24 protein-coding genes are annotated in these 23,083 nt (G+C 65.3%); 3 read left to right on the top strand and 21 right to left on the bottom strand.

The genetic code is table 11. The annotated features are described in order from the left end of the window. Nucleotides 1-30 precede the first annotated feature (30 nt). The 12 genes from fliQ to fliF all read right to left on the bottom strand — a co-directional run bounded on the left by fliQ (nt 31) and on the right by fliF (nt 10,370). Entirely contained in the window at nt 31-300 is a 270-nt protein-coding gene (fliQ, locus tag AC6H0N_RS01310) for a flagellar biosynthesis protein FliQ (RefSeq protein WP_497572247.1), read from the bottom strand. Between the two features lie 12 nt (nt 301-312). Then, nucleotides 313-1,044, bottom strand: a complete 732-nt coding sequence (fliP, locus tag AC6H0N_RS01305; RefSeq protein ID WP_497572246.1) for a flagellar type III secretion system pore protein FliP — start codon at nt 1,042-1,044, stop codon at nt 313-315. After that, entirely contained in the window at nt 1,044-1,466 is a 423-nt protein-coding gene (gene fliO, locus AC6H0N_RS01300; protein ID WP_497572245.1) for a flagellar biosynthetic protein FliO, read from the bottom strand. Before fliO ends, fliP begins: the two co-directional genes overlap by 1 nt. Before the next feature lie 138 nt (nt 1,467-1,604). Then, nucleotides 1,605-2,090, bottom strand: coding sequence for a flagellar motor switch protein FliN (gene fliN / locus AC6H0N_RS01295; RefSeq protein WP_497572244.1), 486 nt, complete (start codon nt 2,088-2,090; stop codon nt 1,605-1,607). After that, the gene (fliM, locus tag AC6H0N_RS01290; RefSeq protein WP_497572243.1) at nt 2,083-3,096 is read right to left on the bottom strand and encodes a flagellar motor switch protein FliM; all 1,014 of its coding nucleotides are present in this window, start codon (nt 3,094-3,096) and stop codon (nt 2,083-2,085) included. The genes fliN and fliM overlap by 8 nt, the downstream gene beginning before the upstream one ends. Nucleotides 3,097-3,108: 12 nt before the next feature. After that, nucleotides 3,109-3,663 carry a flagellar basal body-associated FliL family protein gene (locus tag AC6H0N_RS01285; protein WP_497572242.1) on the bottom strand — a complete coding sequence of 185 codons (555 nt, stop codon included), beginning with the start codon at nt 3,661-3,663 and terminating at the stop codon, nt 3,109-3,111. Nucleotides 3,664-3,753: 90 nt separating this feature from the next. Next, nucleotides 3,754-4,971, bottom strand: a complete 1,218-nt coding sequence (locus AC6H0N_RS01280) for a flagellar hook-length control protein FliK (protein WP_497572241.1) — start codon at nt 4,969-4,971, stop codon at nt 3,754-3,756. A gap of 91 nt (nt 4,972-5,062) precedes the next feature. Then, nucleotides 5,063-5,524, bottom strand: a complete 462-nt coding sequence (fliJ, locus tag AC6H0N_RS01275) for a flagellar export protein FliJ (protein WP_497572240.1) — start codon at nt 5,522-5,524, stop codon at nt 5,063-5,065. A gap of 85 nt (nt 5,525-5,609) precedes the next feature. Next, the gene (gene fliI, locus AC6H0N_RS01270; protein WP_497572239.1) at nt 5,610-7,019 is read right to left on the bottom strand and encodes a flagellar protein export ATPase FliI; all 1,410 of its coding nucleotides are present in this window, start codon (nt 7,017-7,019) and stop codon (nt 5,610-5,612) included. After that, nucleotides 7,012-7,689: a flagellar assembly protein FliH gene (locus AC6H0N_RS01265; RefSeq protein ID WP_497572238.1), complete on the bottom strand. Its 678-nt coding sequence runs from the start codon at nt 7,687-7,689 to the stop codon at nt 7,012-7,014. The genes fliI and AC6H0N_RS01265 overlap by 8 nt, the downstream gene beginning before the upstream one ends. 12 nt (nt 7,690-7,701) lie before the next feature. Continuing rightward, nucleotides 7,702-8,706 carry a flagellar motor switch protein FliG gene (gene fliG, locus AC6H0N_RS01260; RefSeq protein WP_497572237.1) on the bottom strand — a complete coding sequence of 335 codons (1,005 nt, stop codon included), beginning with the start codon at nt 8,704-8,706 and terminating at the stop codon, nt 7,702-7,704. Continuing rightward, nucleotides 8,703-10,370, bottom strand: a complete 1,668-nt coding sequence (gene fliF / locus AC6H0N_RS01255; RefSeq protein ID WP_497572236.1) for a flagellar basal-body MS-ring/collar protein FliF — start codon at nt 10,368-10,370, stop codon at nt 8,703-8,705. The genes fliG and fliF overlap by 4 nt, the downstream gene beginning before the upstream one ends. 140 nt (nt 10,371-10,510) lie before the next feature. Here fliF and AC6H0N_RS01250 point away from each other — a divergent pair, with 140 nt between their 5' ends. The 3 genes from AC6H0N_RS01250 to fliE all read left to right on the top strand — a co-directional run bounded on the left by AC6H0N_RS01250 (nt 10,511) and on the right by fliE (nt 13,488). Beyond that, nucleotides 10,511-11,671 carry a sensor histidine kinase gene (locus tag AC6H0N_RS01250; RefSeq protein WP_497572235.1) on the top strand — a complete coding sequence of 387 codons (1,161 nt, stop codon included), beginning with the start codon at nt 10,511-10,513 and terminating at the stop codon, nt 11,669-11,671. Continuing rightward, entirely contained in the window at nt 11,664-13,022 is a 1,359-nt protein-coding gene (locus tag AC6H0N_RS01245; protein ID WP_497572234.1) for a sigma-54-dependent transcriptional regulator, read from the top strand. Before AC6H0N_RS01250 ends, AC6H0N_RS01245 begins: the two co-directional genes overlap by 8 nt. A gap of 145 nt (nt 13,023-13,167) precedes the next feature. Beyond that, nucleotides 13,168-13,488: a flagellar hook-basal body complex protein FliE gene (fliE, locus tag AC6H0N_RS01240; protein WP_497572233.1), complete on the top strand. Its 321-nt coding sequence runs from the start codon at nt 13,168-13,170 to the stop codon at nt 13,486-13,488. Nucleotides 13,489-13,561: 73 nt separating this feature from the next. Here the strand turns inward: fliE and AC6H0N_RS01235 are convergent, their stop codons facing one another. From AC6H0N_RS01235 to AC6H0N_RS01195, 9 genes are all read right to left on the bottom strand, one after another. Next, nucleotides 13,562-14,362, bottom strand: coding sequence for a flagellar brake protein (locus tag AC6H0N_RS01235; RefSeq protein WP_497572232.1), 801 nt, complete (start codon nt 14,360-14,362; stop codon nt 13,562-13,564). Between the two features lie 42 nt (nt 14,363-14,404). Next, on the bottom strand, nt 14,405-14,731 hold the full coding sequence (locus tag AC6H0N_RS01230; protein ID WP_497572231.1) for an EscU/YscU/HrcU family type III secretion system export apparatus switch protein: 327 nt from the start codon (nt 14,729-14,731) through the stop codon (nt 14,405-14,407). A 3-nt stretch (nt 14,732-14,734) separates the two neighbouring features. After that, on the bottom strand, nt 14,735-15,901 hold the full coding sequence (fliK, locus tag AC6H0N_RS01225) for a flagellar hook-length control protein FliK (protein ID WP_497572230.1): 1,167 nt from the start codon (nt 15,899-15,901) through the stop codon (nt 14,735-14,737). Nucleotides 15,902-15,933: 32 nt separating this feature from the next. Then, on the bottom strand, nt 15,934-16,260 hold the full coding sequence (locus AC6H0N_RS01220; protein ID WP_497572229.1) for a flagellar protein FliT: 327 nt from the start codon (nt 16,258-16,260) through the stop codon (nt 15,934-15,936). Between the two features lie 10 nt (nt 16,261-16,270). Next, nucleotides 16,271-16,687, bottom strand: a complete 417-nt coding sequence (gene fliS / locus AC6H0N_RS01215; RefSeq protein WP_497572228.1) for a flagellar export chaperone FliS — start codon at nt 16,685-16,687, stop codon at nt 16,271-16,273. Nucleotides 16,688-16,697: 10 nt separating this feature from the next. After that, complete coding sequence (fliD, locus tag AC6H0N_RS01210) at nt 16,698-18,092, bottom strand: flagellar filament capping protein FliD (protein ID WP_497572227.1); 1,395 nt, start codon at nt 18,090-18,092, stop codon at nt 16,698-16,700. A 16-nt stretch (nt 18,093-18,108) separates the two neighbouring features. Further along, entirely contained in the window at nt 18,109-18,483 is a 375-nt protein-coding gene (locus AC6H0N_RS01205; protein ID WP_497572226.1) for a flagellar protein FlaG, read from the bottom strand. 84 nt (nt 18,484-18,567) lie between these two features. Beyond that, nucleotides 18,568-20,934 carry a flagellin N-terminal helical domain-containing protein gene (locus AC6H0N_RS01200; protein WP_497572225.1) on the bottom strand — a complete coding sequence of 789 codons (2,367 nt, stop codon included), beginning with the start codon at nt 20,932-20,934 and terminating at the stop codon, nt 18,568-18,570. A 315-nt stretch (nt 20,935-21,249) separates the two neighbouring features. Then, a complete protein-coding gene (locus tag AC6H0N_RS01195) occupies nt 21,250-23,043 on the bottom strand; it encodes a diguanylate cyclase (RefSeq protein ID WP_497572224.1) in 1,794 nt (597 codons plus the stop codon). Nucleotides 23,044-23,083: the final 40 nt, after the last annotated feature.

The raw sequence follows: 23,083 nt of genomic DNA, 5'->3' as shown, positions 1-23,083 counted from the left end.
CGGGCCCGCGCCGGGCCGTGATGGGGCGTGTCACCCGATGGTGCCGGGGATGGAGGTGATCAGCCGGGTGGCGAAATCGGTGATCAAGGTCATCATCCACGGCCCGGCCAGCACTACTGCGAGAAAGATCGCAATCAGCTTCGGCACGAACGACAAGGTCATTTCGTTGATCTGCGTCGCGGCCTGAAAGATGCTCACCGTCAGGCCGGTGACCAGTGCAGCGAAGAACAGCGGTGCGCTCATCAGCAGCGTGATCTCTACGGCCTGACGGCCGATGTCCATCACCATCCCGGGGGTCATTGCAGCATCTCCTTAGACGGCAAAGCTCTGCACGAGCGAGCCGATGAGCAGGGTCCAGCCGTCGATCAGCACGAACAGCATGATCTTGAACGGCAGTGAAACGATGACCGGCGACATCATCATCATGCCCATCGACATCAGCACCGACGCGACCAGCATGTCGATGATGAGGAAGGGAATGAATACGATGAAGCCGATCTGGAAGGCGGTTTTCAATTCGGACGTGACGAAGGCCGGCACCACCACGCGCATCGGCAGGTCTTCGGCGCTGTCCACCGGCGGCGTCTTGGACAGGCGCGCGAACAGCGCCAGATCGTTCTCGCGCACCTGCTTGAGCATGAAGGCCTTGATCGGATCGGCCGCGCGCGTGATGGCTTCGTCGAACTGGATCTGACCGGAATTGAGCGGCTGGTAGGCCTCGGCGTACACCTTCTCGGCCACCGGCGACATGATGAAAAAGGTCAGGAACAGCGCCAGACCGAGCAACACCTGGTTGGGCGGAGAGGTCTGCGTGCCCATGGCCGAGCGCAGCAGCGCGAAGACGATGATGATGCGCGTGAAGCAGGTCATCATCAGCACCACGGCCGGAATGAAGGACAGCGCTGTGAGCAGCAGCAGGGTCTGGATGCTCAGGCTGTAGGTCGTGGCACCGCCGGGTCCGGTCGAACTGGTGAAGGCGGGCAGGCCCTGGGCAGCGGCCAGTGCCGGCGCGAGCAGCAGCAAGGCGACGAACAGGCGCAGCATCAGTTGTCTCCGCGGCGGCGTTCAACCGCCTGCGAGAACCAGGTCTGAAAACTGGCGGCAGGCGCTTGCGGCGGAGGGGCTGCGTTCTTGCGGAATTCTTCGGTGTCCAGCGTGTGCAGGGTGTTGACGCTGTTCTGGGTGACGCCCAGTACCAGCACCTTGTCACCCAGTTCGACCAGCACCACGCGCTCACGCGTGCCGACCGACGCGGCGCCCAGCACCTTGAGTCCGCTGGCGGCGCCGCGCGGGCCGGACAGGCGTTTGATCAGCCACAAGCTGCCGAGCAGCAGGGCCACGACGACGCCCAGACCGCCGACGAGCTGGATCAGACTGGAGCCCAGATCAGGCGGTGCGACGTCCGTGGCCTGTGCGTGAGCATGCGCGCTGGCGATGAAAAGCAGGGGGAGGGCGGTGATTCGCACGAGGGCAATCCGCAAGGCTTCGACGCCACAAGAATAGGCGCCGAGGCCGTGCGGCCTCGCGTGAAAAAAGCGTAGAAAGGCGCGTCTAATCCGCGCTTGGAAGGATGCGCCCCGTTGATGCGGGGCGCTTGCAGACAATCAGCCGCGGATCTTCCGCATGCGTTCGGCCGGCGTGATGATGTCGGTCAGGCGGATACCGAACTTGTCGTTGACCACCACGACCTCGCCCTGCGCGATCAGCGTGCCGTTGACCAGCACGTCCATCGGTTCGCCCGCCAGGCCGTCGAGCTCGACCACCGAACCGTGCGCGAGCTGCAGCAGGTTGCGGATCGACAGCTTGGTGCGGCCCAGTTCCACGGTGAGTTGCACCGGGATGTCGAGAATCATGTCGAAGTCGTTCATCGACCCGGCACGCGCACTGCCAGAGCCAAAATCTTCGAAAAGATGGCTGGCCGGCTTGGCCTGATAGGGCGATTCGCCGGCCTCGGCGGCGGCGGCCAGTTCGTCGGCAACGCGCTGGGCCTCGTCGTCGCCGGTGCCGGATTCGGCGGTGGCCTGCTCGGCCATGGCGGCAGCCCAGTCGTCTTCGCTGATCTGATCGTCTTGGGTTTCGTTCTCAGCCATGTTTCTCTCCGGCTTGCTGGGTGGTGTCGCCTTCGGACTCTTCTTCGGCCACGAACTTTTCCACCCGGATTGCGTAGTGCCCGTTCTGCGTGCCGAAATGGCCGCGGATCACGGGGACGCCGTCTACTTCCATCGACAGCTGGTCCGGCACGTCGACCGGGATAACGTCGCCAACACGCAGGTTGACGATGTCGCCCAATGTCACGTCGGCGGAACCGAAGTGCGCCGTGAGCGGCACCTCGGCGGTCTGCAACTGCCGCGACAGCAGCTTGATCCAACGATTGTCCTGAGTGAGGTGGTCACTCTGCATCGTCGAATACAGCACGTCGCGAATGGGCTCGACCATCGAGTACGGCTTGCACATATGCATTTCGGCCTGTGCACCGCCAAACTCAAGGGTAAATGTCGTTGCAATGACGATTTCAGACGGCGTGGCGATGTTCGCAAACTGCGAATTCATTTCCGAGCGCACGTATTCGAGCTCGATCTTGTACACCGGCGCCCAGGCGCGGGAATACTCGGTGAACACGACGTCGAGCATGCCCTGAATGATGCGCTGCTCGGTTGGCGTGAAGTCGCGCCCCTCGACCCGGGTGTGGAAACGCCCGTCGCCGCCGAACAGGTTGTCGACCACCAGGAACACCAGGTTGGGGTCGAACACGACCAGCCCGGTGCCGCGCAGGGGTTTGACCTGAATCAGGTTCAGGTTGGTCGGCACCACCAGGTTGCGCACGAACTCGCTGTATTTCTGGACCTTGATCGGCCCCACCGAAATCTCGGCGCTGCGGTGCATGTAATTGAACAGGCCAATGCGCAGGTAGCGGGCGAAGCGCTCGTTGATGAGCTCCATCGTCGGCATGCGGCCGCGGACGATGCGCTCCTGCGTGGCGAGGTTGTAATCACGGACACCGCCTTCCTCACTCTCGGCAGCCTCCTGCTCGTCCGGCTCCCCCGTGACGCCGCGGAGCAGGGCATCTACTTCATCCTGGGAGAGAAAGTCGGACATGCAGGTCGCCCCTTACTGAATGATGAAGGAGTTGAACAGCACCGAATGCACCGGCGCGCTAGCACCACCGGTGAGCGCAGACCCGAGGACGCTGTTGATGTCGGCAGCAATCTCGGTGGCAAGTACTTCCTGGCCCTGCGGCGTGCTGATTTCAGAGGGCAGCTTGCCGGTCAGGCGCAGATTGATGCGGTGGCGGATCTCGGGCATGAAGTTCTTCAGCGCGTCGCCGGTTTTGCTGCTGTCCACTCGCACGGCCATGATCACCTGCAGGTACCGCTCGCCGCCTTCAGGCTGAAGGTTCACCACGAAGGCATCCAGCGGCACGAACACCGGCGGACGGGAGAGATCAATGGTTTGAGCGGCCTGCACTGGTTCGGCTCCCTCTTCACCCGAGCTGAGCTCGTTTTTCTTCTGCAGCAACAGCCACACCACCGCGCCGCCGCCGATCAGCGCCAGTACGACGATGATCAGGATCAGTCGCTTGAGCTTGCTGCCCAGGCCGGAAGGCCGTGCAGCAGGCTCTTCGCTCTGCATGCTTTCCATTTCGGGCGGTTTTGTCGTTGCCATTCAATTCTCCGGTCGATTCTCGATGATTATGCTCGATCCCGGATGGCGGCAACGCCCGAATAAAAGGTGTGGTCGGCTTCAATTCGTGCTTCAGGCAAAGGTGTCGATGACACCGTTGCCGCTCCTTACCCACGAACTCGTTGCCGGTGCAGCGGCTACGCCGGACGTGCCGGCCTCGCCACCATCATGTCTGCCCCAGCCGCCACGCTGCTCGTTGCCGCCGCCGTCATGGGCGCGCTGGTCGCCGGAAGTGCTGACATTGGTCTGGCCAAGGTTGATGCCGGCCTGCTGCAGGACTTCACGCAGCCGGGGCATGGCCTGTTCGAGCGCGTCGCGAGCGGCTTGCGATGCCGCGACGAAGTGGGCGGTGGTCTGGTCGCCATTCACCTGGATCGAAACACCGAGTTTACCGAGACTTGGCGGAGTCAGCACGAGTTCCGCCTTGCTCTCGTTGCGGCCGAGCATCCACGAAACCTGGTTGCCAACTTCTGCGGCCCAGCCGCGCTGGTTCACCGGAGTGTTGACCGGCAACTGAGTCAGCTGCTGAATCTGCTGGCCGGCTTCGCCGCGAGCGGAGAAAGGCAGCCCTGCGCCCTGGATTCCGGGAGTGGCTTCACCACGCAGCCCGGCCAGCACCTGGTCGGCAAAGCTGCGGCCCGGAGCGGACTGGCTGGCCAGCGTTACGGCCTGCTGCACGGTGCTGTCGCGGCTGGCTAGGGCAATTGGCAACTCGCCGCTGTCCTTGTCGGCCGTGGCGGACAATGTGAAGGGAAGGGCGTTGCCTTGCGCGGCGTTGCCGCCCTTGCCCTTGCCGGCGTCGCTCAGCAAGGGGCTGAGGGCGGCATCGGGGGCATCGCCGTCGATCGGCTTGGCACCGCGGCCGGTGGCGAGGGCGAGTGCGGCAAGGATGGCGGCAATCTCTGCCGGCAAGGCGGCAGGGGTTTCCTCTTCCGCGGCGGCGGTTTTGCCGCTTTGCTCGGCCGGGGCATCCGTGCGCGCAGTGGCTTCGACTTCGCTGCTGCGGCCTTCTTCGGTCGGCCGTTCGGCGCCAGCTTGCTGCGGCCGCTCGGCGTTTTGCGCGCGGCTTTCGTTCGGACGTGACGGCTCGCCCTGGCGTTCGCTGCTGCGTTCGTTCTGGCGCGGTTGTACGGATTGGGGCGCTTCCTGGCGTTCCGGCTCGCGGGCGCGGTCGAGCACGGCCTCGAAGCTGGCGTTGCCCGAAGGCTCCGGATTCGGCGTGGCTTGAAACAGCGCTGCCGGATTCATGTCGGGCCTGCCGGCCCCGGACTGAATGGAAGTGTGTGCCATGTGCTCTGCTTCCTGGTTGATTCGTTCAACCGGATAGAGCAATCAGCGTGCCAGTTTGGGTTGCGTGGGCGCAGCGAAGAGCCGCCTGCGCTTACTGGTCCTGTTCGTCGGACGGTTCGCGCCGCGCATAGCGGTTGGTGGTGTGTTCGTCCGAGGCGCGCTGTTCGAGCTTGTTGAACTGTTGTTGCTCACGTTCGAGGTGGCGCTCGTGCAGGGTGTCGAAGGCCTTCAGGCGATTGCGCTGGGTGACCCAGGCTTCCTTGCCGGCCGAGGTACGGCGTTGCGATTGGTCGAGCAGACTGCGCTGGATGTCGATGGCTTCGTCGATGCGCGCCATGAAGGCGCCGTAGTTGCGCAGCGTTTCCACGCCCAGCCCGTCACTGACAGCATTGCGGAAGCGTTCGATGTACTCGCTGCGGTATTCCTGCAGCAACTCGAGCTTGCGCGAGCCCTCCTGTTCCTGCGCGATCAGCTTCCCGAGTTCGCCGGTGGCGGTCTCGAGGTGACTGCGCGATTGATCCAGCAGGGGTTGTAGTGCGAAGGGTCGGGACATGAGGTGCTATCGGTGGGCCGGCGCCGAAAGCAGCCGGCTACAAGTCAGTCTAATCCGCGAGTGGGCAATGTGCCACCGCAAGCCGTCACACTCCGGCCAGCTCGGGGAACAGGCCGTTCAGGCGGTCGCCGGCGCTCTTGAAATTGTCTTGCTCGTCGATGCGCTGCTGCAGATAGGCCTCCAGGCCCGGGTACATCGCCACGGCCTGATCCAGCGTCGGATCGGCGCCGGGCTGGTAGGCGCCGACCGCGATCAGGTCGTGCGAGCGTTGATAGCGGGCGAACAGTTGCTTGAAGCGGCGCACCCGCGCCATGTGCGAGTCGGGCACCAGGTTGTGCATCACGCGCGAGATGGATTGTTCGATGTCGATGGCCGGGTAGTGGCCCTGATCGGCCAGCGCGCGCGACAGCACGATGTGGCCGTCGAGGATGGCGCGAGCGGAGTCTGCGATGGGGTCTTGCTGGTCGTCGCCCTCGGCCAGTACGGTGTAGAAGGCGGTGATCGAGCCGCCGCCTTCGGCGCCGTTACCGGCTCGCTCGACCAGTGCCGGCAGGCGTGCGAACACGCTTGGTGGATAGCCGCGCGTGACGGGCGGTTCGCCCACGGCCAGCGCGATCTCGCGCTGGGCCATGGCGTAGCGCGTGAGGGAATCCATGATCAGCAGGACTTGCTTGCCCTGATCGCGGAAATGCTCGGCGATGGACGTGGCGTAGGCCGCGCCCTGCAGCCGCATCAGCGGGCTGGTGTCGGCCGGCGCAGCGACCACCACCGAGCGCGCCAGCCCCTTCTTGCCGAGGTTTTCCTCGATGAATTCCTTGACCTCGCGGCCGCGTTCGCCGATTAGCCCGACCACGATCACGTCGGCTACGGTGTAGCGCGCCATCATGCCGATGAGCACCGATTTGCCGACGCCGGAGCCGGCGAACAGGCCGATACGCTGGCCACGCCCGACGGTGAGCAGCGAATTGATGGCGCGGATACCCACATCAAGCACGTCGCGAATCGGCGCGCGCGACAAAGGGTTGTAAGCGCGGGCCTGCAGCGAGCGAGTGGTGTCGGCGGAGATCGGGCCAAGCCCGTCGAGCGGCCGCCCCGCGCCGTCCACGACGCGGCCGAGCAAACCATTGCCGACCGGCAGACGCTTGGCGCGATCGGCGTTGCGACGGTGCACGGGCGCATTGCCAGTCAGCGACACCGGCGGCGGGCCGACTTCCACCGGACGTACCGGGGCGCCGGGCGCGAGACCCTGTACGTCGTCAGTCGGCATCATGTACAGGCGCTCACCGTGGAAGCCGACGACTTCGGCTTCGACCGTGCCGCCACCAAGTGCTTCGATTTCGCAACTGGCGCCGAGCGGCAGCTTGATGCCGGCGGCTTCCATGACCAGCCCGTTGATGCGCGTCAGGCGGCCCGACACGCGGATCGGATCGATAGCGCCGACGCGCTCGGTGTGCTGCGACACGAACTTGCGCCAGAGCGTGGCGTGATCACGCATCGTCTTCCGCCTCGGTCGGTTCGCTGCGTCCGATGCCGGCCAGCACGCGCTCCCAGCGTGTCGCCAGGGTGGCGTCGACGTCGCAGCCCGTGGCTTCCAGGCGGCAACCGCCGCGTGCCACAGCCGGGTCCTCGATGAGGTGGTGGTGACCGGTTTCGAGCTGGTCGTCCAGATGGCTGCGGACCAGCTTCACGTCTTCGGGGTTGAGGTGAATGCGCACCTTGCCCTGGGGCACCTGCTGCAGGGCCTCGCGCACCACGCCAACCACGGCTTCCGGCTGGCCTTCGAGCGTGTCGCCGACCAACTGGCGCGCCAGGCTGATGGCCAGCGTGGCGATTTCTTCGGCGACGTCGCCGCCGAGTGCGTCGAGCGCGGTATCCATGGCGCGAACCAGCCGCGTCAGTTGCGCAGCTTCGGCCTGGGCTTTCTTCATGCCTTCGTCGAAGCCGGCCTTGTGGCCGTCGCTGCGGGCCTGCTCGTACATGTTCTCGATTTCTTCGGCCGTCGGCAGCTTGACGGGTGGCTCGGCCGGCTCGGGCTCGGCTTGCGGCGCGGCCGCTTCGGCTGGCTTTGCAGCCGCTTCTTCGACCGGCGCTTCCTCCGCGGTGTCGAAGGAGGGCGGCGTCCAGCGCTGATAGGCGCCGACGGCTTGATGACGTGTCACGCTCATGAGTTGGCCCTCTTACACGAAGGCATCGTCGCTGCCTCGACCGCCGAGCGCGAGCTGACCTTCCTCGGCCAGACGGCGCACGGTCTTGAGGATCTCTTTCTGCTCGGCTTCGACTTCCGACAGGCGCACCGGGCCGCGCGCTTCCAGATCCTCGCGCATCATCTCGCCAGCGCGCTGCGACATGTTGGTGAAGAACTTCTCGCGCAACTCTTCGGACGAGCCCTTGAGCGCGATGACCAGCGAATCCGACTGCACCTCGCGCAGCAGCGTCTGGACGCCGCGGTTGTCCAAGTCGAGCAGGTTTTCGAAGACGAACATCTCGTCGAGGATCTTCTGCGCCAGCTCGGGATCGTATTCGCGCACGTTGTCGAGCACCGCCGTTTCGGAGGCCGCGCCGACGAAGTTGAGGATCTCCGCTGCATGGCGCACGCCGCCCATGGCCGCCTTCTTGATCGACGACGAGGCGCCGGCCAGCAACTGCGTGAGCGCGTCGTTGAGTTCCTTGAGTGCGATCGGCTGTACGCCGTCGAGCGTGGCGATGCGCAGCACGACGTCGTTGCGCAGGCGGTCGGTGAACTGCTTGAGAATCTCGCCGGCCTGGTCGTACTCGAGGTGCACCAGGATGGTGGCGATGATCTGCGGGTGTTCGTTGCGGATCAGGTCGGCGGCGGTGGCCGGGTCCATCCACTTCAGGCTTTCGATGCCGGCGGTGTCCGAGCCCTGCATGATGCGCGAGATGATGTGGCCGGCGCGCTCGTCGCCCAGCGCTTTGGTGAGCATGTCGCGAATGTGCTCTTCGTTGGCTTCCAGCGGCGCGCCGGCCTCGAAGTGTTCTTCCAGTTCGTTGATGATGGCCTCGACCTTGGGGCGCGACTGCGCCGGCAGAGAGGCCATGGCCATGCCGAGCTTCTGCACCTCGCGGGGGCCGAGATGGCGCAGCACCTCGGCGGCTTCGTCGGGACCAAGCGTGAGCAGCAGCAGGGCACTTTTCTCGATGCCTGGATCGGCCGAACTCATTTCTTTTTCTCCTCGGTGCCTGCGCCGCCGCTGGCCATCCAGCCGCGGATCAGGTTTGCCACCGCCTTGGGATCGCTCTTGGCCATTTCGCGCGCGTTGGCGAGTCGGTGGTCGAACGACTTATGGGTCTGCTTGTTCGACAGCTTGACCATGAAATCCTCGTCTTCGTCCTCACTCGACTGCGGCGGCGGGGGCGGCGGCATCGAGGTGATGATCCAGCGCGTGAGTGGCTTCACCACTGCAAAATACGCGAAGGCCAGCGCCGCAACCAGCAGCAAGTACTTGAGCGCGATCATGGCCGGGCCGGTGATGTCCGGATCCTTCCAGAACGGCATGGCCGTCACGGCCGGCTCGCCGCTTTCCGCAAACGGCGCACTCGAAACCTGCACGTTGTCGCCACGTTCGGCATCAAAGCCGATGGCGCCTTGGATCAAGGCCGTGATGCGCGCGATTTCCTCGGGTGTGAGGACGACGTTGCGCTCCTGGCCATTGGGCATGGTTTCGCTGCGCTGGCGCACTACAACGGCAACAGACAGTTTGCGTACCTGACCCGAGGCATGTTGGATGTGCTGGATGTTGCGGTCCAGCTCGTAGTTCAGTGTAGCCGAGCGGTTGCGATTGACCGGGCGCTCGTCGACCGCCGCGCCATCAGCCACGCCGGTGTCACCGGTGACGACGGGTGCGGTGGCCGGAACCGGCGGCTGGTTGCTCAAGGCGCCGGGTACGCCGCCGGGGCCGGCTACGCCACTGAACTGCTCGGAAGTCTGTTGGCTACGGATGGCCTGGTCGGGGGTCGGATTCGGGCGATAGGTCTCGGCGGTTTCCTCGACGCGGTTGAAGTCCACATCGGCGGCGACCTGGGCGCGGAAGTTGCCGGGGCCGACCAGCGGCGTCAGCAGGGCTTCAAGGCGGCGCTGATAGCCCGACTCGAGCTCGCGCACGTAGCCGATCTGAGTGGCATCCAGTCCGGCCTGTTGCATCGCGCCGGGCGCGCGGGTGAGCAGCTTGCCGGTCTGATCAATGACGCTTACCCCTTCGCTGGACATCTGCGGCACGCTCGACGACACGAGGTGCACGATGCCGGCAATCTGCGCCTCGTCGAGCACCCGGCCCGGGTACAGGGTGACCATTATCGAGGCCGACGGTTTGAGCTCGTCGCGCAGGAAACCGCTCTGCTTGGGAATGGCCAGGTGCACGCGTGCCGCAGCCACGGCCGAGATCGACTGCACAGTGCGCGACAGCTCGCCTTCGAGCGCGCGCTGATAGTTCACCTGTTCGAGGAATTGCGAAACGCCCAGGCGCTGGTTTTCCATCACTTCGAAGCCGACCAGGCCGCCCTTGGGCAGGCCCTGTGCGGCCATGCGCAGGCGCACTTCGTGGACCTGGCTGGACGGGATCATGATCGTGCCATTGCCCGGCCCGACCTTGTAGGGCACGTTCTGCTGCTGCAGCGCCGTGATGATGGCACCGCCGTCGCGCTCTTCGAGGTTGGCGAACAGCACGTCGTACTCGGGTGTCTGCGACCATGACCAGGTGGCGACCAGAAAGGCCACCAGCAAGGCGATGAGGGCGGCACCGGCCAGTTTCTGGCGCTGGCTCAGGTTGCCCAGGTGTTGCATCACCTGCTGCGGGGAGGGCGGGGGAGCAGTGTCGGCTGTGGCCATTTTCGTATTCCTTCGCACGTCGCTTTGACGGATGGCGGCATTGTGGCTGCGGCAAGGCAAGCACGAAGCATGGATAAGCGGCATTTTTTGCCGCCTGTTTGCCGGTTACCATAGGTCACCCTGCAAGTACTCTGCCAGCCGTGAAAGAGCCCTCTGACCTCACCGTGCCGGAACCTGATCCCGGGCAGCGCCTCGACGCCGCGCAGCTCGCGGAGGCGTTCACGTTGTTTGCGCGCGCCTCCGAAGAGCTCTCCGGCGCCTACAACGCCTTGCAGGCCCAGGTCGCCCAGCTCACAGAGCGCATGAACGTGCTGATGAGCGCGCTGCCCGCCGGCGTTGTCGTGCTGGACCGCGAACGACGCGTCGTACAGCTCAACCGTGCCGCCCATGACTTGCTTGGCGAGGGCTGCGAAGGCTTGGCCTGGAGCGCCATTGCCGCGTGTTTTCAGGCCACCGACACGCCGGGTGAAGTTGCCGCGGGCGACGGCGTGAGGGCGCGCCGCCTGGCGCTGTCGGAAGCAGCGGTGGAGTCGGGCGATGAACATATCGTGTTGCTGCACGACGTCACCGAAGCCCACCGCATGCGTCTGCACGCCGAGCGCAACGAGCGCCTCGCGGCGATGGGCGAGATGGTCGCCGGTCTGGCCCACCAGCTGCGCACGCCGCTGTCGGCCGCGATGCTCTACACCTCCAGCCTGCGCAAGCCCGAATTGCCCGCCGCCGACCGCGAGCGCGTCGGCGAACGTGCCATCGAACGCCTGCGTTACCTCGAACGTCTGATCGGCGACATGCTGCGCTTTGCGCGTGGCGACCAGCTCGGACGCCAGCGCTTTGCCGTGTGCGAACTGGTGCGTGAGCTGGTGCACACGCTCGAACCGGTGGCGCGCGCGCGGCGCGTCGATTTCGGCGCCGACTGTGCCTGCGGCGACAGCGAGCTGGTCGGCGACCGCAAGGCGCTGGCCGGCGCACTGACCAATCTGATGGAAAACGCCATCCAGGCCTGCGGCGACGAGGGCCGTGTGCAGGTCGAGGTGTTTGCCCACAATGATCACATCGTGTTCAGCGTGTGCGACAACGGCCCCGGCATTGCGCCGGCCGAGCAGGCGCGTATCTTCGAGCCGTTCTTTACCACGCGCGCCGAAGGCACCGGTCTCGGCCTGGCCATCGCGCGTGGGGTGGCGCGCGCCCATGGTGGCGAAATCGCACTCGACTCGGTGCCCGGCAAGGGCGCAACCTTTACGCTGATCCTGCCGGCCACGGCCGCCAACGAACCCAATCAGGAAGCTCCCGCGCATGAGTGAATCCGCCATCCGCCTGCTCGTTGTCGAAGACGATGCCGCCTTGCGCGACGCCGTGTGCATGACGCTTGAGCTCGCCGGCCATCAGGTTGTCGGTGTCGATGGCGGCCCTGCCGCGTTGCAGGCGCTTGAGCGCGAGCCGTTCAATCTCGTCGTCAGCGACCTGCGCATGCAGCCGATGGACGGTCTCGAACTGCTCGGCGCCATCCGCGCCCGGTTGCCGCAGATGCCGGTATTGCTGATGACGGCCTACGGCGATGTCGAAAAGGCCGTGGCCGCAATGCGCGGCGGCGCCTGCGATTTCCTGATGAAGCCGTTCGAGCCCGAGGCCTTGCTCGGCCACATCCGCCGCCACGCCGCGCAGCCCGTTTCCGGGGACGAGGTGGTGACGGGCGACGCGCGTACTCACCAGTTGCTGCAGATGGCCGCCCGCGTGGCCGCGTCGGACGCCACGGTCTTGCTCAATGGCGAGTCCGGCACCGGTAAGGAAGTGTTCGCGCACTACATCCACGCGAATTCGCCGCGCGCCGGTCAGCCCTTCGTCGCCATCAACTGTGCGGCGATTCCCGAGAATCTGCTCGAAGCCACGCTGTTCGGCTACGAGAAGGGTTCGTTCACCGGCGCTCAGGTGTCGCAGGCCGGCAAGTTCGAGCAGGCCCAGGGCGGCACGCTGCTGCTCGACGAGATTTCCGAAATGCCGCTGGCGCTGCAGGCCAAGCTGTTGCGCGTGCTGCAGGAGCGTGAGGTCGAGCGCGTCGGCGGACGCAAGGCCATCCGGCTCGACATCCGCGTGCTGGCCACCAGCAACCGCGACATGACCGCAGAAGTGGCTGCCGGCCGCTTCCGTGAAGACCTGTTTTACCGCCTCAACGTTTTCCCGCTGCAGATCCCGTCGCTGCGCGAACGCCCTGGCGACATATTGCCGCTGGCGCATCACTTCCTCGCGCGCCATGCCGCCACCATTCGCCGTTCGGCGCGGCTGGATGGCGTGGCCGAAGCCATGTTGCAGACTCACTCCTGGCCGGGCAATGTGCGCGAGCTTGAGAACACCATGCAGCGCGCCTTGATCCTTGCGCCGGGCGACATCATTGATGCGGCAACGCTCGCGCTGTGCCTGCCGGCCGGCGCGATGGATGGTCTGCCGCCGCCGCTACCTGCCGCCATGCCGGCAAGCTTTGCCGCTGCGCAGGCCGCACGGCCCGACAACATGAAGGATCTCGAGCGCGAACACATTCTCGCCACGCTGCGCGAGGTCAATGGGTCACGCAAGCTGGCGGTCGAAAGGCTGGGGATATCCGAGCGGACCTTGCGCTACAAACTCCAGCAATACCGTGATGAAGGTCACGACGTTTAAGGAACGACCGGGCTCGACCGTAAGTCTCACTAGCGCAATGCGTGTGTGACCCAGAGCATGTTTTGCGTCGCTTTTCGTCTTTTGGCACGCAGATTGCTCTGCTAGACTGTCTTTCGGAATCGTCCCGTTAAAGAGGTACGGGCACATGGATACTCGCGGAATCGAACAGCTCATCGGCGAATTGCGCTCCACCGCCAAGACGGCGGGGTCGAATTCCGTCCAGCCGGCAGCCGGCGAGGGCGGGGTCGATTTTGCGCAGGTGCTGCAATCAACGCTGCAGGATGTGAGTTCTGCCCAGAAAGAGGCGCGCACCATGGCGCAGGAATTCAGTGCCGGCAATCCGGAAGCCAACCTGCAGGACGTGATGGTCAACCTGCAGAAGGCCAGCCTGTCCTTCCAGCAGATGGTGCAGGTGCGAAACCGGCTGGTGTCGGCCTACCAGGACATCATGAACATGCCGATGTGAGTACATCCTCGGCGTAAACAAAAAACCGCCCTCGGGCGGTTTTTTGTTGTCTGCTCTGGCGTTCACAGCCGGATCAGTCTGCTTCCATCATCCGGCGCTCGCGCTCGACCTTGAAGATGTAGCGCTGGATCAGCTGCGTGAAGCGCGCTGGTACGTTGATCATCTCGCAGCCGGCACGCACGTTGCGTCCGCCTTGCGGGTTGGTGGTGTGATGCAGGTTGCGCACCCGCAGGAGCACCTGTGAACTCTCCGAGTCGGGCAGCGTGAGTTTGCAGTCGGCGAGGTCCATGCCGACCGACAGCGGCAATTCGTCTTCGCCGAAGACCAGCGCAATGCCGTCCATGCTGATGTCGACGACCCGTGGTTTGGCGGTGATCGGCTCAGGCGGAGGCGTGTCGGGCGCGGCGTCTTCAGGTCGTTTCGGGTGAAATCGCACGACGCAGCCGACCGGGCTGTGTCGCGGCACGGCCAGGCGGTAGGTGTCGCGCCGCTGAAGACGCAGCATGGCTACAGGCAACTGTGCGTGCAGCGCCGGGAGCTTGTCGAACAACACAGCCTGAGCGCCGGGCAGATCGAACTGCACGCGGACGCCGTCGAGCTGCGCGCTGCCGGTAAGCAATTCGGAGGCGGCCGCGTGCTTGTTGAGTCGTTCGTCGGCGCTGGAATCAAGCACGATGCCGCGCGGACCGGCATCGAGTATTGCGCTGACGAAACGGTGCGGGCCGCCGTCGATGAACACGTTGAGCAGCACACGGCTGTCGCGCATGCGACGCAGCATCAACATGATCTCGCTGGCGTTGCGAATCATGTAGTCGGCGTAATGCTCTGCATTCAGCAGGCCGACCTGGGCGCTGGCTTCGTTTTGTTCGGACATCCGCGATTGTTGTGAGCTGGTTCTGGTCAGGGCGCGATTCTATCAGCCCGTCTGCCCGGACTGTGGGCCGGGGGTCGGCACTTTTGCGCGAGGCGGTGCCGGTGTGGTGTTCGCGCCGCGTTCGAAGCTGTACAGCCAAGCCAGCAGCTCGGCAACGGCTACATAGAGTTGCGGCGGAATGCGCTCATCAATGTCGACCTGCATCAGCAGCCCGACCAGCTCGGGTGACTCATGAACGTATACACCGGCCTCACGGGCGCGCTCGATGATCTCCTGCGCGATCAGCCCGCGTCCCTTGGCCACCACGCGCGGGGCGGATTCGCCGGTTGAATAGGTCAGGGCAACGGCTTCGCCGCGTGGCTTGTCCATGGCTCAGCCCGCTTCAGGGGACAGGCCGCGTTCTTCCCCTTCGGAAAAAACGGGGTCTGCCTCTGCCCTGGCTTCGCTGACGAAGCCGGTCAGTGGCACGTCGGCCGCCGCCAATGCGTTGTCGAGGCGTTCTCGACCGTCGGACAGCATGCGCGCGACGACTTCGTCGCCCGCAATCAACCGGATGGCAACGCCAGAAGGAGTCAGGTGAAGGCGGGCTTCCACGTCGCCGAGCTGCGGCATGCTCAGGCGCAGCGTCGAATTCCAGGCTTGTTCGGCTTCGCCTTCCGGGGGGCGTCCTTCTCCACGCGGATCGTCGACTTCCCATTCAAAACGTTGGCCCGGCCATGCCTGCCCCAGCAGCACGTATTGCTGGCTGGCCATGGCATCAAGCTGTTGGTGCACGACCGGCATCAGCCGCTCGGCGACGACCGGTACGCGCACCAGAGCGGCTTCGGCGGCGCGTTCCGCACGCGCCTCAGCGACGGCAGGTGCCGCGCCGCTGGCGGCCATCGGGCTCGGCGCGACGCGCGGTGCAGCGGCCGTTTCGTTGCCGCCGGCGGCCCCGGGACGTGGCGTTGCCGGGTGCTGTCCCTGCGGTTCGCGCTGCAGGGCTTCGGTGCTGACTTTGCCGGCCAGCCATTGCATCTGGTGGCTTTCGTAGAAGAGACCGCTTTGCGCCACGGCCTGCCGCAGCGCCGGCGCGAGCTGGGCGCCATTCATCGGAGGCGTGTTGAGCAGAGGTTTGCCGCCTGCCAGTGCGGCCGGCTGCGGCGTCGGCTGGCCGGTGAGCAGGAAGCTGATCAGGCGGCCTGTGGGGCTGAGGCTGGAACGCGCGGCGTCGTTGCCTGCGCCGGCTGGGGCTTCCGAAGCGAGCCGGGCGAACACGGCATTGGATGCCTGGCGCGTGACGACGAGTTCCAGCGTGTCGCCGGCCTTGGCGGCATGGTTGAGCGACAGCGTGTATTCACGGCCAGCGACAATGGCCTGAAAAGTGTTGTCGGGCAGGGCGCGGGTGATGTGGGCGGTGAACGGCTGGCCCGGCAGCAGCTGCGGCAGCCGCGCCTGGATCTCGCGGACGCGCGCCGTGCCCTGGACGGGCGGCTCGCTGTCGAAGAAGCTCGCTTCCGCGAGCATGCGCAGCCTGGAAGCGAGATCGCCGGGGATCACGTTGGCGTCTCCGCCTCAGGGCCGCGCGCCGCTCAGCGCGGCGACACGCCGTAGGCGGCGCGTACCGAGCGTTCGCGCTCGCCGCTCTTGAACAGTTTGCGCGCACTCTGCATCCACGGTTCGACGTGGCGACGAACCTCGCGGTTGTTCTCGAGGATGGCGGTGATCAGGGTGGCGCGGCGGAGCAGTTCGCTGTCGTCGAGCCCGGTTTGCTCGGGCTGACGGGTGAGCGCTTCGCGCGTAGCGGTCATCTCGAGTTCGAGTTCGGCAAGGCGGTCCCAATCGTTGGCGCGCGCGGCTTCGACCATGGTGGCGGAAACCTGGCCGAGGGCTTCGTAGAGTTCCTGCGTTGTGCTCATGGCGACTCCGTCAGACAGTGGCGGCCGCTTCGGCCTTGTTCGGCGAGATGCTGAGCCATGCTTCGCGCAGGCCGGTGAGCAAGCTGCTCACTTCGTTCACCGCGGCCGTGTTGTTGTGCAGGTTGGCGTACAGCAGGCGCTCGCACATGTAGTCGTACAGCGCAGCCAAACGCCCGGCCAGATCGCCGCCGGCGCTCTGGTCAAGGCTGGCCTTGAGTCCGGCGTTGATGATCTCGATGGCCTTGGACAGTGAATTGCCCTTGGCCTCGATGTGACCGGCTTCCATCTCGGCACGGGCTTTTGACAGCGTGAGAATTGCGCCGTCGAAGAGCATGGTCACGAGCTTGTGCGGATCTGCCGCGCCGACGCCGGTCTCGACCTGCACCGAGGCATAGCTGGCGGCACGGTTGCGTTGGGTTCCAAACATCGTGAAGTCCTCAGTTGCTGGCGCCTGGCAGGTTGGCCAGTTGCTGTTGCAGGTAGTTGCTGGTCTGCAACATGTTCGAAAGCATGACGTCGAGCGCCGTGAATTGTGCGCGGTAGCGTTTCTCGACCGTCTCCAGCCGCAGGTTCAGGGCCTCGGCCCGTTGTTGCAGCGTCTTGACCGATTCCTTCAGCCCGTCGGCGCGGCCGGTGATGAGCCCGTCGGTGCCGATCAGGCGTCCCAGCGAGTCGGACACCTGCTTGCCGAAGCCGGGTGTCGAGCCATTGCCGGCGAAGAACGTCGCGACATCCAGGTCCGGATTTTCGAAGGCAGCGTTGAGCTTGGTGCTGTCGACCGACAGCGTGCCGTCGAGCTGGAAGCTGATGCCGATGTCGGCCAGCCGGTCGGTGCCACCCAACCCGGAGAACGCTCCGCCGACGATGCTGCGCAACTGGCTCTGCACTGCACGGGCAGTCGAGTCACCGTTGAGCAGGGCGGCTTCGCCCGATTCGGGGTCGTACTTCAGGCTGTCGGTGAGACCTTTGGCGAGGCCGTTGTAGGCCGTCACGAAGGCGTCGATGGCGGCGCGTGCCGTGCCGTTGTCGGCGGCGACCTTGAGCGTGTTGGTCGAATCGCCTTTGGCGGTCAGGTTCAGCGTGACGCCGTCGATGACGTCCCTGATGGTATTCGAGGCGCGCGTGACGTTCAGGCCGTCGACGGTGATCGAGGCGTCGCTGGCGGCTTCCAGCTGATAGGCCGCATCCCCTTCGGCGCCGGGAGCGTCGGGCGCGAAGGCCACGCCGATGCCGTCAATGCTGAAGGCCTGCGCGGCGCCGGTTTCGGCGCTGGAGATGATGAGCCGATCGGTGGTGCCGTCGTTGATGATGTTGGCGCTCAGGCCGATGTCAGCATCGTTGATGGCGGTGCGCAGGTCTTCGAGCGAACCGCCGGCGAAGTCCACGGTTTTGGTCGACGCGGGCTCGTTGGCGAGCAGGTTGTCGGCCGTGCCGAAGTTGAAGCTGAGCGTACCGGCGGCGATCTCTTCGCCGTCTTGCGTGAAGGCGTCAGCAGACAGGGCCACACGCTGCGCCGCGGCCAGGGTATTGACCTTGATCGCGTAGCTGCCCGTCGCGGCGCTGGTGGTAGAACTTGCCGTGAAACCGGCATTGCTGCCGCTGATGGTGGTCTTGGTGGCGGCAAACTTTGCCGTACTGTTGAGGCCGTTGGCCGCGGTTTGCAGGTTGGCGACCGCGCTTGCCATGCTGCCAAACGCGGAAATTTTCGCCTGCACACCGGCTTCGCGTGTCGCGAGTTGGGTCAGCGGCTGGCGCTCGGCCGCCATGAGCTGGGTGACCAGCCCATCGACGTCGAGCCCCGAACCGCCGAGACCGGATACGGTGATGGCCATGATGCTGCCTCCTGTTTTACGCCTCCTGTCGTAACAGGAGTCCTTGCAGTTTATCGATCGATCGCGAGATCGCCAGCATCTCTTCCGAAGGGAACTGCTTGATCACTTCGTTGGTGCTGCTGTCGATGATGCGGACCACGGTCTTGCCCGTGTCGTCATCGACCGAGAACTGCAAGTTGCGTGCCACCGGTGCGAGTACTTCGCGTACACGCTCCAGTGCTTCGTTCAGTTCCGCGGCGCTGGTGCCCTGTCCGCCACCCGAGCCGGACGCGACGACGACCGGCGCAGGCTGGCTGGCCGGCGCAGCAGCGGCACTGCTTTCGCCGCTACGCCCGCTTGCCTGCGGAACGATCGTGCCGGTGGAGCCGGCGGGAATCGATGGAATGCTCATGATGCATCTCCCTTATGGGCTTACGGCGCGAACCTCTTTTGGAGGGTCGCGCCGCGCATGCAGTGGGGCTTTTAGGCCCTCATCTTAACGGAGCAGGCTCAGCACGTTCTGCGGCAGGGCGTTGGCCTGGGCGAGCATCGCCACGCCGGCCTGCTGCAGAATCTGGGCACGCGTCAGGTTGGCAGTCTCGGCCGCAAAGTCGGCGTCGAGGATGCGGCTGCGCGAGGCGCTGAGGTTTTCCACCGAGCTGGTCAGGTTGGCCGTCACCGATTCGAAGCGGTTCTGGATCGCGCCGAAGGTGCTGCGGAAGGTGCTGACCTGCGTCAGGGCCGAGTCGATGCGTTGGATCATCGCGTTGGCGTCGGACACCGTGGTGACATTGCCACCCGACAGCGAACCGTTATCCACCGCCACCGAGGTGCTGGCGAAGCCCAGCGAGCCGGTAGCATCGGCGCCGCCGAGAGTCATCTCCTGGGCAGAGCTCAGGGTCAGGCGTCCATTTTCCACCGTTGCGAACACGCCGCTGACCGAGGTGTTGATGGCGTTTGCAAGGGCGTCGGCGTCGGCGAAGTTGCCGGTTACGCTGGTCCCGTTGATCGAGAAGTCAGTCAGCGCGACCGAGCCTTCACCGATGCCGGCGGTACCTGCGCTCTCCACGATACCTGCTGCGAGGGCGTTGGCATCGGCATCCGAGATCACCACACCAGTCGAACCCGGAGCGTTATTGACGATGCTGATTTCGCCGCTATCGTTGGTCACGGTGTAGCCGCTGCCAAGTTGCGTGCCGATGTCCGTGGCCATCGCGTCATAGTCGGCGTAGTCGGTGGCCAGAGTCACCGTGTTGCCATCGACGTCGAACGAGGCGTTGGTGGTGACCACACCCGAGGTCGCTCCAAAGCCGGCCGCGGTGGCCCGAGCGTTGGCGCTGTTGATCTGCACCACGCCGCCGGCATCGCGGGCGATGCTGATGGAGCCGCCGTTATTGGTGACGGAGAAGGTGCCGCTTGCGGCTGTGTCCAGTTGGGTCTGGATGGCCGCAGCCAGCGCGTCGAAGTCCGCGTAGTTCTCGTCGAGGGCGACCGTGATGTCGGTGGCGCCGTTCTCGATTTCGAAGCTGCCAGCGGTCGCCGCGTTGGTGGCGGTGCTGCCAACGGAGTTGGTGATGCCTGCAGCGGCGGCGATGTCATTGGCGCCGGTGATCGTGACGGGGCCCGAGCCGGCATTGTTGTTGCTGATGACAATGTCGCTGCCGCTCAGCGCGACGGTGTAGGTGCCGGCGGCTGCGGTGTTCAGCGCAGTCTGGATGCCGCTGGCGAAGGCGGCCGCGTCAGTGTCCAGATCGCTGGTCAGCGAAATTGCGATGCCGTCGATAGAGAACTGGGCGCCAACTGCGCCGCCGGCCTGGCCTGCGCTGTCTGCAAAGCCAGCCGCAATCGAGTTGGCGTCAGTGTCGGAGATGACAACTGCAGCATCGTTGCCGACGTTCTGGAAGCGGATGTTGCCGTCGCCGTCGACCGAGACCGTGGTGGTGGCAAGATCACCGCCGCCCAGCTGAACTTGGGCTTCAATAGCTGCGGCGAGGCCGGTGGCATCGGTGTAGTCGGCGTTCAGAGTCACGCCAACCGTGTCGGTGCCGATGGTCACGTCAAACTGTGAGAGGCCACCGCCAGAGTAATCGAATGTCGTGGCGGTCTGGATGTTGGTGCCGTCTTGGTCGGCGTTGGTGCCCGTGGCAAAGTCGGCATTCGCCGGAACCAGGGTAAGCGTGGCGCTGACGCCGGTGTCACCGAACAGGCGGTTCGAGGCGCCGACCGTCAGGCTGCCATCGGCCGAGCCAGCGGTTCCGAACGTCAGGGTGCTCGGTGCAATCGTGTTGCTACCGCCAGTCGACGATGCGCCGATTGCGCCGGCCGTTTCGGTTTGGGCGATGCGGCCGATTGCAGACAGGCGGGTGCTGGCGTTGGCGCCGAGGTTCAGGCTCAGCGACTGGCCGGCTTCTGCGCCGATCTGGAAGGTGGCGCTACCGAAGCTGCCGTCGAGCAGTTTGCGGCCGTTGAAGGCGGTCTGCGAGGCGACGCGATCGATTTCCTGCAGGCGCTGCTGCACTTCGAGGTCGAGTGCGAGGCGGTCGGAATCGCTGTTGGTGGCGTTGGCCGACTGAACTGCGAGTTCGCGGATACGCTGAAGGTTGGTGGTGACTTCGGCCAGCGCGCTCTCACCGACCTGAGCCAGGGAGATACCGTCGTTGGCGTTGCGGATGGCTTGGTTGATACCGCGGATCTGGGTGGTGAAACGCTCCGAGATCGCGAGGCCGGCGGCGTCGTCTTTCGCGCTGTTGATGCGCAGACCCGAGGACAGGCGCTGCAGCGAGGTCGCGAGCGAGCTCTGCGACGACTGCAGGTTGCGTTGGGCGTTGAGCGAAGCGACGTTGGTGTTGATTACCTGAGACATTCTTCTTCTCCTTCGAGAAAGAGGGGTTTGGTTATCCCGGCCGCTTGATCCGCTGAGGCTCGATCTGCCTGCCGATGATTCAATTAACGGCCGGCGGCGGAAAAACTTGAGGGTTTTCAGGCAGGAAATTTGTTTGCTTTGCCCGCACACCCCGACGGATTGCCGCCGCCGGCGGTCAGCCCGGTGTTTCCGGTCTGGCCACGGATGTATTAACGGCAGCGGGCGGGAAGTCTTTAGGAATTCAGCGCCTGGGGCGCTGGCCGCAAAGTGCTTGGCACGTCCACCATTGCGGCGGTGCGGGGACGGGCGTGGCGCTCAGACCGCGACGAGAACGCGGTTCTTGCCGGCGCGCTTGGCGGCGTACATGGCCTTGTCGGCGCGGTCGATGGCGTCGTGGGCGCTGCTGTCGGGGAGTACGCGGGCGATGCCGGCGCTGAAGGTAATCAGTACGCGGCTGTTGTCGGCCAGGAAAATGTGGGTCGTCAGCGCGCGTTGCAGGCGCGTCATGATCAGCGTGGCTTGCTCTTCGTCGGCGTCGGGCAGTAGCACGAGGAATTCCTCGCCACCGAGGCGGCCGATGATGTCTTCCTGGCGCAGGGAGCCGCGGGCGACGTCGGCGAGGTGGCGCAGGGCTTCATCGCCGGTGCGGTGGCCGAAGGTGTCGTTGAGCTGCTTGAAGTTGTCCAGGTCGAGCAGGCCGACGCACATGATCGAGCTCTGGCGGCGCATGCGCGCGATCTCGCGTTCGAGCGCTTCGTCCAACCCCTTGCGGTTGAGCACGCCGGTAAGCGGGTCGAAGCGCACGAGTTCGCTGGTTTCGTCGAGTTCGCGCTGCAGGCGGGTGATGAGCGAGTTGGCGGCATCGACCTGTTCGCGCAGTGCGCCGATCTCGGCGCTGGAGCGTTCGGCAGTTTCCTTGACGACCTGTGTCTCGCTGAGCAGGCGTTCGACTACGTCGCCGAGCTGGCTGACGTCGTCGGCGTCACGAATGCGCTCGGCGCATTCGGTGAGAATCTGCTGGTAGGCCCCGGTGGACTCGTTGAGCCCGGCCAGGCGGTCGACAAAGCCGACGAGCATGCTCTTGAGGCGTTCCTGCGCGTCGGTGAGCTGGCGCTTGAGGTGCTTCTGCTTGTCGATGACGTCGCGCAAGCGGCGTTCGAGGTCGTCCAGCGCACGAATGTCGAGCGGCAGGTCGAACATGCGGGCGAGGGCTTCGACCTGCCCGTGCAGCCATTGGTCGTCGATGACGAGTTCGCCGATGTTGTCGACGATCAGGCGCAGCAGGTTGAGCAGGGCGCCGCGAATGGCGCGCTGATCCTCGCCGGCCCATTCAAGCTGAGAGCCGAAGGTGCGCAGGCGGGCGGCGATGTTGTCGTCCGGTTTGTCGTGGCGCGCGACGGCGGCAATTGCGGTGGCGAGTTGTTCGGCTTCGGAAATTAGGGCGGCGTTGTCGGCCAGCAGCGGGACGACGCCGCGTTGCAGCAGCACCACCAGCCATTGGGCGAACGGCAGATCGTCGTCGGACGGGGCGGCAACTTCGCTGGGGCGGGCAGAGCGGCGTTCGACGACTTCGGCGGGTGCGTCTTCGGTTTCGGCTTCGGTTTCAGTGAGTCCGTTGCGCGAATCGGCCTGCGGTTCGCGCTGCCACCCCTGGATCAGGCCGCGCAGACGCGAGAAGAGCAGATCCGGGTTGTTGGCATTGGCGCTCAGTACGTGATCAAGCGATGCCAGTTTGCGCGCGCGGGTGAGGCGTTGGTGGGGCGTGTCGATCTGGCCCATCAACTCGCGCAGCAGCGCGCTCCAGGCGGGTGGCGCGTCGGGCAGGGCGGCAAGGCTTGCGTGCAAGGCGTTGCCAATGGCGATCCAGTCGGTGCTGTCGATCGCGTCATCGAACTGGTTGGCCAGCCGCACGCGCTCCTGCGTGTCGCGCGGCAGGGCGGCGGCGATGCGGCGCAGTTCCGGTGAGGGGAATGGGGCGTCAGCGCGCGTGCCGGCAATTTCGTGATAGAGCTCGCGAAAGTTGTCCGGAGTGGGTGGGATCCGGCGCTGCGCCAGTTGTCTGAGCGTTTCGCGCGCGATATCCAGAGGTTGTAGCGGGAGCTTGCTCATGTCATTCCATGTGCGTACTGACGACACAAGTATAGCTGGC

Source organism: Pseudazoarcus sp. NS34 (assembly GCF_059703725.1).
This window is presented reverse-complemented; position numbering and strand designations above follow the sequence as displayed.

What these genes read in the sequence shown, in the direction of transcription:
- fliQ (WP_497572247.1), bottom strand. Translation starts at nt 300, where the DNA reads ATGACCCCCGGGATGGTGATGGACATCGGCCGTCAGGCCGTAGAGATC.
- fliP (WP_497572246.1), bottom strand. Translation starts at nt 1,044, where the DNA reads ATGCTGCGCCTGTTCGTCGCCTTGCTGCTGCTCGCGCCGGCACTGGCC.
- fliN (WP_497572244.1), bottom strand. Translation starts at nt 2,090, where the DNA reads ATGGCTGAGAACGAAACCCAAGACGATCAGATCAGCGAAGACGACTGG.
- fliM (WP_497572243.1), bottom strand. Translation starts at nt 3,096, where the DNA reads ATGTCCGACTTTCTCTCCCAGGATGAAGTAGATGCCCTGCTCCGCGGC.
- AC6H0N_RS01285 (WP_497572242.1), bottom strand. Translation starts at nt 3,663, where the DNA reads ATGGCAACGACAAAACCGCCCGAAATGGAAAGCATGCAGAGCGAAGAG.
- AC6H0N_RS01280 (WP_497572241.1), bottom strand. Translation starts at nt 4,971, where the DNA reads ATGGCACACACTTCCATTCAGTCCGGGGCCGGCAGGCCCGACATGAAT.
- fliJ (WP_497572240.1), bottom strand. Translation starts at nt 5,524, where the DNA reads ATGTCCCGACCCTTCGCACTACAACCCCTGCTGGATCAATCGCGCAGT.
- fliI (WP_497572239.1), bottom strand. Translation starts at nt 7,019, where the DNA reads ATGCGTGATCACGCCACGCTCTGGCGCAAGTTCGTGTCGCAGCACACC.
- AC6H0N_RS01265 (WP_497572238.1), bottom strand. Translation starts at nt 7,689, where the DNA reads ATGAGCGTGACACGTCATCAAGCCGTCGGCGCCTATCAGCGCTGGACG.
- fliG (WP_497572237.1), bottom strand. Translation starts at nt 8,706, where the DNA reads ATGAGTTCGGCCGATCCAGGCATCGAGAAAAGTGCCCTGCTGCTGCTC.
- fliF (WP_497572236.1), bottom strand. Translation starts at nt 10,370, where the DNA reads ATGGCCACAGCCGACACTGCTCCCCCGCCCTCCCCGCAGCAGGTGATG.
- AC6H0N_RS01245 (WP_497572234.1), top strand. Translation starts at nt 11,664, where the DNA reads ATGAGTGAATCCGCCATCCGCCTGCTCGTTGTCGAAGACGATGCCGCC.
- fliE (WP_497572233.1), top strand. Translation starts at nt 13,168, where the DNA reads ATGGATACTCGCGGAATCGAACAGCTCATCGGCGAATTGCGCTCCACC.
- AC6H0N_RS01235 (WP_497572232.1), bottom strand. Translation starts at nt 14,362, where the DNA reads ATGTCCGAACAAAACGAAGCCAGCGCCCAGGTCGGCCTGCTGAATGCA.
- AC6H0N_RS01230 (WP_497572231.1), bottom strand. Translation starts at nt 14,731, where the DNA reads ATGGACAAGCCACGCGGCGAAGCCGTTGCCCTGACCTATTCAACCGGC.
- AC6H0N_RS01220 (WP_497572229.1), bottom strand. Translation starts at nt 16,260, where the DNA reads ATGAGCACAACGCAGGAACTCTACGAAGCCCTCGGCCAGGTTTCCGCC.
- fliS (WP_497572228.1), bottom strand. Translation starts at nt 16,687, where the DNA reads ATGTTTGGAACCCAACGCAACCGTGCCGCCAGCTATGCCTCGGTGCAG.
- fliD (WP_497572227.1), bottom strand. Translation starts at nt 18,092, where the DNA reads ATGGCCATCACCGTATCCGGTCTCGGCGGTTCGGGGCTCGACGTCGAT.
- AC6H0N_RS01205 (WP_497572226.1), bottom strand. Translation starts at nt 18,483, where the DNA reads ATGAGCATTCCATCGATTCCCGCCGGCTCCACCGGCACGATCGTTCCG.
- AC6H0N_RS01200 (WP_497572225.1), bottom strand. Translation starts at nt 20,934, where the DNA reads ATGTCTCAGGTAATCAACACCAACGTCGCTTCGCTCAACGCCCAACGC.
- AC6H0N_RS01195 (WP_497572224.1), bottom strand. Translation starts at nt 23,043, where the DNA reads ATGAGCAAGCTCCCGCTACAACCTCTGGATATCGCGCGCGAAACGCTC.